This is a genomic window from Micromonospora sp. NPDC004336 (genome assembly GCF_053602615.1).
This window is the reverse complement of the sequence record NZ_JBSGDY010000174.1, coordinates 1-12,560: the sequence shown is the minus strand read 5'-3', so window position 1 is coordinate 12,560 and position 12,560 is coordinate 1. Positions and strand designations below refer to the sequence as shown.

The following is a 12,560-nucleotide window of genomic DNA, read 5'->3' as shown; positions in this document are numbered from 1 at the left end:
CGCGCCGGCCCCGCCGGGCCCGGCGCGTCAGGGCGCAGCACGTCAGGGCGCGGTGCGTCAGGGCCCGGCGCGTCAGGGCGCAGCACGTCAGGGCCCGGCGCGTCAGGGCCCGGCGCGTCAGGGCGCAGCGACGAGCTGCGCCTCGACCCGGAGCGGCTCGGCGTTGGCGCTCGACAGCGAGACCTGGAACGGCCCGCCGGAGCCGGTGACCTCCGTGGCGGTGACCGAACCGTCGCAGGCGCTCGTGATCGGGTCGGCCGCCCGCGCCCCGTCCACCACCACCAGCAGCTCGCCCGGGCCGAGACACCGGTACCGGAGCAGGTGGCGGGCGCCCGCCTCGGCGAACGCCTGCCGGACGTGCCCCTGCGTGCCGTCGAGCCGGGCGCGGGTCGTCCAGACGGCGCCGGGGACGTCGCCCAGGCTGCCGCCTCGGGCCGCCCCGTCGAGCCGCCCCTGCGGGACGGAACGCGGATCCGCTCCCCCCGGCCCCACGTCCACCCGGAACGCGGCGCCGGTGTTCGGATCCACCCGGAACGCGGCGCCCCGCGCGGACTGGGCCGGCACGGCGAGCCCCAGCCGGGGCTCCGGCGAGGCGCTCGGCGCGGTCGCCACCGGCCCGGTGCGCGGCGCCGCCGACTGCCACCACCAGCCGCCGCCCACGAGCGCGGCGAGCGCCGCCACGGCCAGCACCGCGGTGCGCCACCGGTCGTCGGCTCCGACGGGGTCCCCGTGCTCACCGGCGTCCGGCACACGTCCCGGCCGGTCTGCCTCGGCGTCCATTACCAGAGGGTAACCTCGGCGCGTACCAGAGGGTAACCTCGGCGCGCCCGTGGCCTCGCCGTCAGTCCCGCCGTTCGAGCAGCGCGGCGTAGAGCGTCAGGCCCGGCCCGAACGCCAGCATGACCACCCGCCTCAGCGGCGACGCGGCCCGGCGCAGCCGGTCGAGGATCAGCAGCACCGTCGGCGACGAGCAGTTGCCGTGCTCGTCCAGCGTCGCCCGGGACGCCGCCAGCCCCTCCGGCGGCAGCGCCAGCTCCCGTTCCACCACGTTGAGGATGCGCGGGCCGCCCGGGTGCACCGCCCAGCCGTCCACCCCGGACGGCGTCGTGCCGTGCCGGCCCACCAGGTCGTCGACCAGCGCGCGGACGTGCCGGGAGAGCACCTGCGGCACCTTCGGCGACAGCCCCATCCGGAAGCCGGTGTCGGTGACGTCCCAGGTCATGTGGTCGGCGGTCGAGGTGTCCGTGACGGAGACGACCTCGCGCAGGGCGTACCCCGGGCCGCCCGGGACGAGCACGGCGGCGACCGCGGCGTCCGAGAAGAGCGCGTGGGAGACGATCTGCTGGGTGTCCACCCGGGCGCCGGAGGGCTGGATGTGCAGGCTGGTCAGCTCCGCGCAGAGCAGCAGCGCCGGCCGCCCCCGGGCGGTGACGAAGTCGCTCGCCGCGCCCAGCCCCGGCAGGGCCGCGTAGCAGCCCATGTGGCCGACGAGCATGCGCTGGGTGTCCGGGGCCATGCCCAGGTCACGGGCGAGCAGGATGTCCAGCCCAGGGGTGGCGTACCCGGTGCACGAACAGACCACGAAGAGCCCGACGTCCCCGGCGGACAGGCCGGCGGCGGTCAACGCCCGGCCCACCGCCTCCTTGCCCAGCGGCAGCGCCTCGACCAGGTAGCGGCGCATCCGCCGCTCCGTCGGCCAGTCGGAGACGTCCTCCAGCAGCGGGTTGACCGCCGCCTGCCGGCGGGTGACGCCCGAGTGGGCGAAGATCCGCTCGGCGAGCGCCCGCGTGCTGCCGGTGAAGTGCTTCGAGAAGAAGCCGTCCCACAACTCGTCCTGCCTGGCCGACGGCGGATGTGCCGTCCCCAGCCCCGCGATCACCGGTACGGCCACGACGCCCACCTCTCGTTCGGCTCGACGCACCGGGCGGCCGATCCCGCCCCGGGAGGGGCCGTCGCCGTCCCCCGCGCCGGGGGTGCTCCCGTCCGCGACCCCGGCGCACTCCTCAGGTTCACCAACGAGGGACCGATCCGTCGCGGTCCGGGTCGCCGCCCAGCGCCGCGATCCCGAGCCAGTCCGCGCAGACGTCCGAGGTCGCCGGGTGCAGCGAGCCGCACCGGGCGTCCCGGTAGAGCCGCTCCAACGGATGTCCCCGCCGGGTGGCGGACGTGCCGGCGGCCTCCAGCACGGACGCCGCGACCTCGGCCGCCGTCGTGCCGGCCAGCAGCTTCGCCCGCCACACCCAGCGGTTGGTCTCCGCGTCCCCCGGCGCCTCGTCGACCCGGCGGGCGGCCTCCGCGACCGCCAGGTGCGCCGCCGCCACGGCCGCGTCGGCCCGGCCGAGGCGGGACCGGACGGCCGGCAGGCCGGCGAGGTTGCGGGCGTTGAGGTGCTCGGCCGCCGCGTCGAGCGCCGCCCGCGCCACCCCCACGTAGACGGCGGCGTAGCTGGCGACCAGCCAGTGCGGCATGAGCTGGGCGACCACGAGGGCCAACCCCTCCACGCCGCCGAGCAGGCGGTCGGCCGGAACCGTCACGTCCAGGTGCAGGTCGTGCGACGAGGTCGCCCGCATGCCCAGCGAGTCCCACGTGGGCTCGACGGTCAGGCCCGCCCCGGCCGGCACCAGGAACTGGGAGACCACCGACTGGTCGGCGGCGCTGCGGGCGGCAACGAGGTAGCCGTCGGCGTGCCCGGCCCCGGAGCAGAACGTCTTGCTGCCCTTGAGGTGCCAACCGCCGTCCACCGGCTCGTAGACGGTGCTGAGCTGGGACAGCCGGGCACCCGCGCCGCGCTCGCTCATCGCCACCGCGTACCAGGAGCCCTGGGCGGCGGCGGTCAGGAGCCGGTCCCGGGCGGCCAGCGCCTCGTCGGGCACGCCGAGCGCCTCGGCCAACTCCTCGGTGACCGCGCCGAGCGCGCCGGTGACCGAGGCGTGCATGTTGAACACCAGGGCGGTCGCCCCGTTGCCCCGGGCCAGTTCGGTGGCGACCGCCGCGTACTCGGCGAACGTGGCGCCCATCCCGCCCAGCTCGGTGGGGACCATCAGGCCGAAGAGCCCGGCCTCCCGCAGATCCCGGAAGTCCTCGACCGGGAACGAGCCGTCCCGGTCGTGCTCGGCCGCCCGGGCGGCCAGCCTCGGTGCCAGGCGGCGAGCCGCCTCCAGCGCGTGCAGCGTCATACAGCCCCCTTCTCGGCCTGTCCCTACCCCACGACCGGCCTCGCTATCCGCTCCGCGTGCCACGCCCCTGGTAGAGCACGGCGGTCGACCAGGTCGGCACGATCCGTGGCGCCGGCCCCGCGCCCACCGTCGCACCCCGACGGTCGGCGTCCGTCCCGCCCGGACGGTCGGTGGGCGTCCGGTGGGGGCGGGCGGCCGCCAGGGCCCGGCGGGCCAGCCAGCCGACCAGGCCGGGCACGCCCGGCCGGACGCCCCGCAGGCGCAGCTCGACGCCGTGCCGGGCGCACTCGGCGACCAGCGCCCGGGCGTCCACGAACAACCGTGGGTCGTGGATGCCGCTCGGCACGGTGGGCAGCCGCTCGGCGATCCGGACGGCCAGCAGCCGGCTCAGCGCCGTGTCGTTCAACGTGTCCAGGACGAGCAGGCCACCGGGCCGCAGCAGCCGGCACGCCTCGGCCACCGCGCGCCGCCAGTCCGGCACGTGCTCCAGGATCTCGCCCGCGGCCACCACGTCGGCGCAGCCGTCGGCCAGCGGCACGGCGGTGGCGTCGCCGTTGACGGGGGTCACCCCGTGCGCGGCGGCCTGCGCCAGGGCCGACCGGGTGAGGTCGACGCCGACGTGCCGGTAGCCCTTGCCGGCCAGGTGCGGGGCGAGCAGCCCGGCGCCGCAGCCGAGGTCGACCAGCAGGGCGCCGGGGCGGGACGCCGGCGGCACCAGCGCCGCGCGGGCCTCGGCCAGCCAGTGCAGCATCGCGAACACCCCGTCCGGGCGCCACCACTCGCCGGCCAGGTCGTCGTACTGGCGCGGATCGTTGCGCGGCAGGGTGCGGCCCGCGTCTCGCATGGACCGAGCGTGGCACGACTGCCCGGTAACGACCAGACTTTCCTCATGTCGTCAACGGTGCTAGGGCTGGTCAGGGCGAGTCACCCGGAACCGGCCGCCGCCGTCACCACGGTGGCCGCGCTGCTGGCGTGGGGCGCCGGGCACCGGCCCGCCGGCGTCCTCGCCGTGGCGCTCACCGTGGCGGCCAGCCAGCTCGCCGTCGGCTGGGCCAACGACGCGCTCGACGCCGACCGGGACGCCACGGTGGGGCGTACCGACAAACCGGTCGCCACCGGCGCGGTGAGCCGGCGCGGCACCGCCGTGGCCGCCGCCGTGGCCGCGCTCGCCACCCCCGCGCTGGCGCTGGCCACCAACCCGGCGGCCGCGCTCTGCGCCACCCTCGGCCTGGTCTCCGCGCTGCTCTACGACTGGCCGCTGAAGTCGACCCCGGTGTCGGTGCTGCCCTACGCGGTCTCCTTCGGGTCGCTGCCCGCCTTCGTCGTGCTGGCGCTGCCCGGGGCGCCCGCCCCGCCGGTCTGGCTGGTCGCCGCCGCGGCCTGCCTCGGTGCCGGGGCGCACTTCGCCAACGTCCTGCCCGACCTGGCCGACGACGCCCGGACGGGGGTGCGCGGGCTGCCGCACCGGCTCGGCCCGGCCGGCAGCCGCGCCGCCGCCGCCGGCCTGCTGCTCGCGGCCACCGCCACGCTGGTCCTCGGGCCGCCCGGGCCCCCGTCGGGGGTCGGCGTCGCCGCGGTCGCGGCCGCCGTCGTGGTGCCGCCCCTGAGCTGGTACGGCGGGCGCGCCACCGCCCGGGCCGGCGGGCGACCGGTGGCCGCGTTCCGGGCCGTCATGCTGATCGCCCTCATCGACGTGGTCCTGCTCGTCACGAGCGGCCGGCTGGTCTGAGCCCGAACCCCTGCGGGGTGGCATCCCCGGGTCGGCGTGCGGGGCTCGATCAGGCCCAACTACCCTGGAGCGCGGTCTGCGCGGGCATGGCCACCGTGCCCGGCGTGAGCACCGGGTGGGATCGTGACGAGGAGGACCGACGTGACGCGCTCGATCAGGGGTTCCCGGCGGGCGGCCCTGCTGCTGTCCGGGATGGCGGCGACGACCGGGCTGCTGCTGTCCGGCTGCGGCGCCGGCCAGGTCTCCGAGACCGCCAACAAGGAGCCGTCGGTCCAGGGCGTCAACCTGTCGGCCCGCAACGGCGACTACGCCGTACGCGGCCTGCTCGTCGAGTTCCCCGGCACGGAGGGATACAAGGCGGGCGCCAACGCCATCCTCAACGCCGTCATCTACAACGACTCGGAGCAGCCGGTCACCGTCACCGTGACCACCGACAGCGCCCGCGAGGTCGTGATCACCGGCACCGGCGCCGCGAGCAGCCCGTCGGCGTCGCCGACCGGGTCGCCGTCGGCCACCCCGTCCGCCTCCGGGTCGGAGTCGCCCAGCCCGGACGCCACGGAAAGCCCCGACGCCACCGGCAGCCCGAGCGCCACGGCCAGCCCGTCGGCCACGGAGAGCCCGGAGGCGCCGGCCGGCGAGCCGGCCCGGATCGAGATCGCGCCGCTGAGCTACGTGCAGCTCAACACCCAGACGGACCGCGTCCTCCAGCTCATCGGCCTGAACGAGTCGCTGCGCTCCGGCCAGAACGTCTTCCTCACCTTCGACTTCGGCAACGGCGTCACGGTCACCGGCCCGGCGCCGGTCGCCGTGCCGCTCACCCCGGCCGCGCCCCCGTCGCGGATCGTCGAGCGCGAGGGCGGCTACGAGGGCCAGGAGGAAGAGGGCGGCCACTGACCCCCGCTCCCGACTTCGACGACACCGCCGGCGTGGCGACCACCACGCCGGCGGTGTCTTCGTCGTACCCGGGGACTAACGTCCCGGTGTGACCACCTCCCGATCGACGTCCCCGCGCGCCGGCGCCGCCGGCGGGCGCGGCCGGGCGTCCAGCCGCGAGCCCCGGCCGGCCTACGAGTGCGACGCCTGCGGGCACCAGCCGCCGAAGTGGGTCGGGCGCTGCCCCGAGTGCGGCGAGTGGGGCTCGGTGGTCGAGTGCACCGTGACCGGCCCGACCGTCTCGGGAAAGGTGGTCAGCTCCCGCATGCCGGCCGAGCCGGCCCGGCCGATCGCCACGATCAGCGCCGCGCCGGCGCGGGCCCGGCCCACCGGGGTCAGCGAGCTCGACCGGGTGCTCGGCGGCGGCCTGGTCCCGGGCGCCGTGGTGCTGCTCGCCGGGGAGCCGGGCGTCGGCAAGTCCACCCTGCTGCTCGACGTGGCCCAGCAGTGGGCCGCCGGGGCCGGCAGCCCCTCGCTGGTCGTCAGCGGCGAGGAGTCGGTCAGCCAGGTCCGGCTGCGCGCCGAGCGGATGGGCACCCTGCACGACCAGCTCTACCTCGCCGCCGAGAGCGACCTCGCCGCCGTGCTCGGCCACCTCGACGCGGTCAAGCCGGGCCTGCTGGTGCTCGACTCGGTGCAGACCATCTCCACCACCAACGCCGAGGGGGTGTCGGGCGGGGTGACCCAGGTGCGGGCGGTCACCGCCGCCCTGGTCGCGGTCGCCAAGGAGCGCGGCATCGCCACCGTGCTGGTCGGCCACGTCACCAAGGACGGCCAGGTCGCCGGCCCCCGGGTGCTGGAGCACCTGGTCGACGTGGTGCTGCACTTCGAGGGCGACAAGCACTCCTCGCTGCGCATGGTGCGCGGCGTCAAGAACCGGTTCGGCGCCGCCGACGAGGTGGGCTGCTTCGAGATGCACGAGGGCGGCATCAGCAGCCTGGCCGACCCGTCCGGGCTCTTCCTGACCCGCTATTCGGAGCCGGTGCCCGGCACCTGCGTCACCGTGGCGATGGAGGGCCGCCGGGCGCTGGTCACCGAGGTGCAGGCGCTGATCGGCGCGACGGTCGCCGGCTCGCCCCGCCGCACCGTCTCCGGGCTCGACTCGGCCCGCCTCGCGATGGTGCTGGCCGTGCTCCAGCGGCGCACCGAGCGGCTGACCCTGCACGACCGGGAGGTCTTCGCCGCCACCGTCGGCGGCATCCGGGTGGTGGAGCCGGCAGCCGACCTTGCCGTGGCCCTCGCCGTCGCCTCGGGCGGGCTCAACCTGGCCATCGCGCCGCACCTGGTGGCGATCGGCGAGGTCGGGCTGACCGGCGAGGTGCGCCGCGTGGGCGCGGTGCCCCGCCGGCTGGCCGAGGCGGCGCGGCTGGGCTTCCGGCTCGCGCTGGTGCCGACCGGGTGCGGCCCCGACAGCACCGGCGTCACCCCCGGCGGCATGCAGGTGATCGAGGTCACGGACGTCCGCTCGGCGCTCCAGGCCGTCGCCCGCGCGTCCGCGGAGTGACCGACGGTGTGCCGACGACGGGACCGTCCGGGCGATAGCGGACAGCCGGGCCGGCGGCCGACGCTCCGGGCGAGCCGGGGCATCGCGACACATCACAGTAACCACGACAGCACCCACCGCAGGGCAGTCCGTAGACTGTGCCCGTGCCGATCGACCGCGACACCACCAAGCCCGCCGGCGCGACACCCCACGCCCGCACCGGCGCCGTGGGCTCCCCCGCGCGCCCGATCAGCGTGAACGTGACCGGCGCCACCGGAGGCGCCGGCGATCCGCTGCGGGCCAACCTGGCTCTGATGGCCCCGGGCACCGCCCTCCGCGACGGCCTCGAGCGGATCCTGCGCGGCCGGACGGGCGCCCTGATCGTCCTCGGCTACGACAAGGTCGTCGAAGGGCTCTGCACGGGCGGGTTCCCGCTCGACGTCGAGTTCTCCGCCACCCGGGTCCGCGAGCTGTGCAAGATGGACGGCGCGGTGGTGCTCTCCAGCGACGGCACCCGGATCGTCCGGGCCGCGGTGCACCTGATGCCCGACCCGAGCATCCCGACCGAGGAGTCCGGCACCCGCCACCGCACCGCCGAGCGCGTCGCCCGCCAGACCGGCTACCCGGTGATCTCGGTGAGCCAGTCCATGCGGATCATCAGCCTCTACGTCAACGGCCAGCGGCACGTGCTGGACGACTCGGCGGCGATCCTGTCCCGGGCCAACCAGGCGCTCGCCACCCTGGAGCGCTACAAGCTCCGGCTGGACGAGGTCTCCGGCACCCTCTCCGCCCTGGAGATCGAGGACCTGGTGACCGTACGGGACGCGGTCGCGGTGGTGCAGCGGCTGGAGATGGTCCGCCGGATCGCCGACGAGATCGCCGGCTACGTGGTGGAGCTGGGCACCGACGGCCGCCTGCTGGCCCTCCAGCTCGACGAGCTGATGGCCGGCGTCGACGCCGACCGCACCCTGGTCATCCGGGACTACCTCCCGGCGGGCCGGAAGTCCCGCACCCTCGACGAGGCGCTGGTCGAGCTGGACCTGCTCGGCGCGACCGAGCTGATCGACCTGGTCTCCGTCGCCAAGGCGATCGGCTACCCGGCCGCCTCCGACGCGCTGGACGCGGCGGTCAGCCCGCGCGGCTTCCGGCTGCTGGCCAAGGTGCCCCGCCTGCCGGTGACGGTGGTCGACCGCCTCGTCGTGCACTTCGGCAGCCTGCAGCGCCTGCTCGGCGCCACCGTGGAGGACCTCCAGGCCGTCGAGGGGGTGGGCGACGCCCGGGCTCGCGGCGTCCGGGAGGGCCTGTCCCGTCTCGCCGAGGCGTCCATCCTGGAGCGCTACGTCTGACCGTGGCCGGTCAGCCGTCGGTGACGGTCAGCTTCACCGGCTCGCTGAGCTTGGTGCCCACCCGGGCGAAGACCTGGTAGCTGCCGGCCGGCGGGTTCGGGCCCGCAGCGACGCCGTTGGCGCACTTGCTGCTGTCGCGGCCGTTCCAGCCCACCTGGTAGGAGCGCTCGAAGCCCGGGGTGAAGGACTGCACGTCGGAACCCTTGCCCGTGCCGCAGGTGTCCGAGGACCAGATCTTCTCGGCCCCCGACTTGATGAAGAGCTCCTGCGCGTCGGCGCCGACGTCGCGGCTGCACGTCCGCTCGGACCGGTTCTTGACCTTGAGCTGGAGGTCGACCACGGCCCCGCGGACCACCGACGCGGGCAGCGCCACCGGGGTCACGGTGATCTCGGCGTTCGTGCAGGCGCCGTCGTCGGCGGCCGGCACGACCGGCGCGACCGGCGGCGTGTCGGTGGCGGTCGGCCCGCCCGACGCGTCGGCGCCGCCCGGGCCGCCCGACGCGCCCGGCGACGGCACCCCGGTCTGCGGGCTCAGCACCGGGCCGGTGGCCTCCGGTGTCGCGCCGGGTGACGCCGCGCCCGGCGAGGGCTGCGCGTCGCCGCTCTTGCCGGCGTTCCGGTCCGAGCCGGTGCACGAATAGAGCAGGACAATCAGGAAGAGAAGCCCCGCTCCGAGTACGACGGCGCGACGCCGCCAGTAAACGGCGGGTGGCAGGGGGCCGACCGTCAGACGCATGATGCCCCCACCGTAGCGGCGCGGGACGCGACAGCCCGGCGCGACGCGCCGAGTCGTCGACAGCTCACCGCTTCCTCCCTCCACTCACGACGGTCAGCCGGCCGCTTGGGCCTCCGCGCCGCCGGTCTCCGGGCCGCCGGTCTCCGGGTCGCCGGCTCGCCGGGTCGCCGGGTCGCCGGGTCGCCGGGTCGCCGGGTCGCCGGGTCAGAGATACACCTTGCGCTGGTAGACGGCGTGGGCGCCGGCCACCCGGTCCAGGAAGAGCAGCCCGGCGCAGTGGTCGATCTCGTGCTGCAGCGCCCGCGCCTCGAACCCGTCGGTCACCAGCCGGACGGGACTGCCGCTGCCGGGCAGCACGCCCTCCACCACCAGCCGGCTGGCGCGCTTGACGTCGCCCGTCAGGTCGGGCACCGACATGCAACCCTCCCGGGCCACCTTCCACCGGCTCGCCTCGACGACGCGCGCGTTGCACAGCACGAAGGTGCCGTGCACGGTGACCGCCTTCGGATGGCCGGTCACGTCGACCGCGAAGACCTGCGCGCTCACGCCGACCTGCGGGGCGGCCAACCCGACGCAGCCCGGCGACACCCGCATGGTGGCGACCAGGTCGGCCGCCAGGCGTACGGTCTCCTCGGCGGTCGGGTCGACCTCGCCGCCCGGCCGGCTGAGCACCTGTTCGGGGGCGGACACCACCGGCCGCACCGCCCCGGGCACGTCCAGCGACTCCGGGGTCCAGCCGCCGAGGCCCGCGTACGCCTCGATCTGCGAGGGCCGCTCGTCGCCGGTCACAGCAGGTCCGGATCGGCCGGCCGGAGGCTCACCCCGACGCCCAGGTCGGCAGCGGTCGACGCGAGGCGTCCGGCCACCCCGTCGGCCGTGCCGGGCGGCAGTTCCACCTCGGCGACCACCACGTAGAGCGACCCCGTGAGCCGGGTGCTCAGGTCGGTGACGTTGCCACCGGCGTCGGCGAGCACGCGGGTCATGGCCGCCACGATGCCCATCCGGTCCGCGCCGTGCACCGCCATCACGTACGGCTCGCCCGCCGGGGCCGCCCCGCCGTCTCCGACGACCTCGCGTACGGTCGCCAGGAGCTGGCCGTCGGCGGAGAGCGGCGCCAGCGCGGCCTCGACCTCGGCGGCGGCCGGGCCCACGCAGACCAGGGTCATCGCGAAGTGCCCCCGCAGCCGGGTCATCGTGCTGTCGGTGAGGTTCGCGCCGAGCCGGGCGAGCACCTCGGCGACGTCGGCCACGATGCCCGGCCGGTCCCGGCCGATGACGGTGATCGCGAGCTCGTTCATCCGGGCATTCTGCCTGATCAGCCGAACGCAGCCGCAGCGCCCCGCCCAGGTTCGCCCAGCCAGCGGGACGGGTAGCCGTGGCGTCACGCCCGGATACGCCGGGCCAGCGGGACGGATAGCCGCGGTGCTCCCACCCAGGTCGCCCCAGCCGGCGGGACGGGGACGGGCGGCGCCGGAAGCCCGCCGCCCGCGCCGCGTCGGCGCCCCGCCCCGTGACATCATCGGCGGCGCGATGTCTGAGCCCACTTTCGCCGCCGTGGTCAGCCGGTGGTACCAGGAGAACGCCCGCGACCTGCCGTGGCGGAAGCCCGACGTGGGCCCGTGGGCGATCCTGGTCAGCGAGGTCATGCTGCAGCAGACGCCCGTGGTACGGGTGCTGCCGGCCTGGGAGGCGTGGCTGGCCCGCTGGCCCGACCCGACGGCACTGGCGGCGGACAGCCCGGCGGAGGCGATCCGAATGTGGGGACGGCTCGGCTACCCCCGTCGGGCCGTCCGGCTGCGGGAGTGCGCCGTCGCGATCGTCGAGCGGCACGGCGGCCGGGTCCCGGGCCGGCTGGACCAGCTGCTGGCCCTGCCGGGCGTCGGGACGTACACGGCCCGGGCGGTGGCCGCGTTCGCGTACGGCCAGCGGCACCCGGTGGTCGACACCAACGTGCGACGGGTGGTCTGCCGGGCGGTCGCCGGCGAACCGGACGCCGGCCCGGCGACCCGCCCGGCGGACCTGGTCGCCACCGAGGAACTGCTCCCCGCCGACCCGGCCGCCGCCGCGCTGGCCAGCGCGGCCTTCATGGAGCTGGGTGCGGTCGTCTGCACCGCCCGGTCGCCCCGCTGCGGAAGCTGCCCCGTCGAGTCGGTCTGCGCGTGGCGGGCGTCCGGCCGGGAGGCGCCCGCCGGCCCGTCCCGCCGCCCCCAGCGGTACGCGGGCACCGACCGCCAGGTGCGCGGACTGCTGCTCGCCGTGCTGCGGGAGGCGACCGGCCCGGTGCCGCACCAGCGCCTCGACCAGGTGTGGACCGACGAGGTGCAACGGGCCCGGGCGCTCGGCGGGCTGGTGCGCGACGGTCTCGTGGAGCCGGTCGGCGAGTCGTCGTTCCGCCTGATCGGCGACGGCCCGCCGGCCCCGGTCGGCTGACCGCCCCTCGCCCTCGCCCCTCGCCCCTCGCCCCTCGCCCCTCGCCCCTCGCCCCTCGCCCCTCGCCTGCGATGATCTTGCACTTTGTGCCCCTCGTTTGCCCGTTCTGCGGCTTTTATCGGGGCAGAAAGTGCAAGATCGCGGGGCGAGGCGCGCGTCGCTCGGGTGGCGCCCGCCGCTCAAGGTGCGCCTCTCAGCGCACGACGACAAGGGGCCGGCCCCCTGGGTGGGGGCCGGCCCTTGTCGTTGGTTGTTCGGTTGTGGGTCAGGCGGTGTAGCCGCGGGTGGCGATCCAGTCGGCGAGGTTGTCGACGCTCATCCGGTAGGAGGCCTGGTTGGGGTCGGCGGAGTCGGCGATGGTGACGGTGTTGCCGTTGTCGCGGTAGCCGACGACGCTGATGTAGTGGCCGCCTTCGAAGGAGTGGGTGGTGCCGTCGGTGTCGGTGGCGGTGCCGGCGATGTTGGCGACGACGGCGTGGCCTTCGTCGATGGCGGTGACGATGTCGGTGCGCAGCTTGTCGGTCTGCTTGTCGTCGGCCTTGGTCTCGCGGATCTCCACCGACTGGTAGGCGTCGCGACCGGTTTCCTTGTTCAGCACCGGGGTGATGTCGTTGATGGAGTTGGTGCCGGCCTCGGTGGTGCCCATGCGCTGGGCCATGCCGTCGACGTCGATGTTCTTGCCCTGGACGCTGAGGGCGTTGCGGGCGGCGGCGGGGCCGCAGTAGTA

The 12,560-nt window shown here is 76.0% G+C and carries 13 protein-coding genes; 5 read left to right on the top strand and 8 right to left on the bottom strand.

Annotated elements, in window-relative coordinates; translation table 11 throughout:
* Window positions 1–117: 117 nt before the first annotated feature.
* From ACWENR_RS25990 to ACWENR_RS25975, 4 genes are all read right to left on the bottom strand, one after another.
* On the bottom strand, window positions 118–780 hold the full coding sequence (locus tag ACWENR_RS25990) for a hypothetical protein (RefSeq protein WP_452279577.1): 663 nt from the start codon (window positions 778–780) through the stop codon (window positions 118–120).
* A gap of 61 nt (window positions 781–841) precedes the next feature.
* On the bottom strand, window positions 842–1,891 hold the full coding sequence (locus tag ACWENR_RS25985) for a type III polyketide synthase (RefSeq protein ID WP_452279576.1): 1,050 nt from the start codon (window positions 1,889–1,891) through the stop codon (window positions 842–844).
* Window positions 1,892–2,009: 118 nt separating this feature from the next.
* Window positions 2,010–3,176, bottom strand: a complete 1,167-nt coding sequence (locus ACWENR_RS25980; protein WP_452279575.1) for an acyl-CoA dehydrogenase family protein — start codon at window positions 3,174–3,176, stop codon at window positions 2,010–2,012.
* Between the two features lie 43 nt (window positions 3,177–3,219).
* The gene (locus ACWENR_RS25975) at window positions 3,220–4,020 is read right to left on the bottom strand and encodes a methyltransferase domain-containing protein (protein ID WP_452279574.1); all 801 of its coding nucleotides are present in this window, start codon (window positions 4,018–4,020) and stop codon (window positions 3,220–3,222) included.
* A gap of 45 nt (window positions 4,021–4,065) precedes the next feature.
* Here ACWENR_RS25975 and ACWENR_RS25970 point away from each other — a divergent pair, with 45 nt between their 5' ends.
* From ACWENR_RS25970 to disA, 4 genes are all read left to right on the top strand, one after another.
* Window positions 4,066–4,905 (top strand): UbiA family prenyltransferase, encoded by an 840-nt coding sequence (locus ACWENR_RS25970; RefSeq protein WP_452279573.1) that lies wholly within the window; start codon window positions 4,066–4,068, stop codon window positions 4,903–4,905.
* Between the two features lie 141 nt (window positions 4,906–5,046).
* Window positions 5,047–5,799, top strand: a complete 753-nt coding sequence (locus tag ACWENR_RS25965; protein ID WP_452279572.1) for a hypothetical protein — start codon at window positions 5,047–5,049, stop codon at window positions 5,797–5,799.
* Window positions 5,800–5,887: 88 nt separating this feature from the next.
* The gene (gene radA / locus ACWENR_RS25960) at window positions 5,888–7,342 is read left to right on the top strand and encodes a DNA repair protein RadA (RefSeq protein ID WP_091101580.1); all 1,455 of its coding nucleotides are present in this window, start codon (window positions 5,888–5,890) and stop codon (window positions 7,340–7,342) included.
* Between the two features lie 143 nt (window positions 7,343–7,485).
* The gene (gene disA, locus ACWENR_RS25955) at window positions 7,486–8,667 is read left to right on the top strand and encodes a DNA integrity scanning diadenylate cyclase DisA (RefSeq protein ID WP_452279571.1); all 1,182 of its coding nucleotides are present in this window, start codon (window positions 7,486–7,488) and stop codon (window positions 8,665–8,667) included.
* A gap of 10 nt (window positions 8,668–8,677) precedes the next feature.
* On the opposite strand, the gene ACWENR_RS25950 is transcribed toward disA, so the two are convergent.
* From ACWENR_RS25950 to ACWENR_RS25940, 3 genes are all read right to left on the bottom strand, one after another.
* Window positions 8,678–9,403: a hypothetical protein gene (locus tag ACWENR_RS25950; protein ID WP_452279570.1), complete on the bottom strand. Its 726-nt coding sequence runs from the start codon at window positions 9,401–9,403 to the stop codon at window positions 8,678–8,680.
* 204 nt (window positions 9,404–9,607) lie between these two features.
* Window positions 9,608–10,165, bottom strand: coding sequence for a peptide deformylase (locus ACWENR_RS25945; protein ID WP_452279578.1), 558 nt, complete (start codon window positions 10,163–10,165; stop codon window positions 9,608–9,610).
* A gap of 23 nt (window positions 10,166–10,188) precedes the next feature.
* On the bottom strand, window positions 10,189–10,701 hold the full coding sequence (locus tag ACWENR_RS25940) for a glycine cleavage system protein R (RefSeq protein ID WP_452279569.1): 513 nt from the start codon (window positions 10,699–10,701) through the stop codon (window positions 10,189–10,191).
* 232 nt (window positions 10,702–10,933) lie between these two features.
* Between ACWENR_RS25940 and ACWENR_RS25935 the strand changes: the two genes are divergently transcribed.
* Entirely contained in the window at window positions 10,934–11,833 is a 900-nt protein-coding gene (locus ACWENR_RS25935; RefSeq protein ID WP_452279568.1) for an A/G-specific adenine glycosylase, read from the top strand.
* Window positions 11,834–12,098: 265 nt separating this feature from the next.
* On the opposite strand, the gene ACWENR_RS25930 is transcribed toward ACWENR_RS25935, so the two are convergent.
* The coding region (locus tag ACWENR_RS25930) for a C39 family peptidase (RefSeq protein ID WP_452279567.1) at window positions 12,099–12,560 on the bottom strand (462 nt) is incomplete at its 5' end.

What these genes read in the sequence shown, in the direction of transcription:
- ACWENR_RS25980 (WP_452279575.1), bottom strand. Translation starts at nt 3,176, where the DNA reads ATGACGCTGCACGCGCTGGAGGCGGCTCGCCGCCTGGCACCGAGGCTG.
- ACWENR_RS25935 (WP_452279568.1), top strand. Translation starts at nt 10,934, where the DNA reads ATGTCTGAGCCCACTTTCGCCGCCGTGGTCAGCCGGTGGTACCAGGAG.
- ACWENR_RS25950 (WP_452279570.1), bottom strand. Translation starts at nt 9,403, where the DNA reads ATGCGTCTGACGGTCGGCCCCCTGCCACCCGCCGTTTACTGGCGGCGT.
- ACWENR_RS25990 (WP_452279577.1), bottom strand. Translation starts at nt 780, where the DNA reads ATGGACGCCGAGGCAGACCGGCCGGGACGTGTGCCGGACGCCGGTGAG.
- ACWENR_RS25970 (WP_452279573.1), top strand. Translation starts at nt 4,066, where the DNA reads ATGTCGTCAACGGTGCTAGGGCTGGTCAGGGCGAGTCACCCGGAACCG.
- ACWENR_RS25975 (WP_452279574.1), bottom strand. Translation starts at nt 4,020, where the DNA reads ATGCGAGACGCGGGCCGCACCCTGCCGCGCAACGATCCGCGCCAGTAC.
- ACWENR_RS25940 (WP_452279569.1), bottom strand. Translation starts at nt 10,701, where the DNA reads ATGAACGAGCTCGCGATCACCGTCATCGGCCGGGACCGGCCGGGCATC.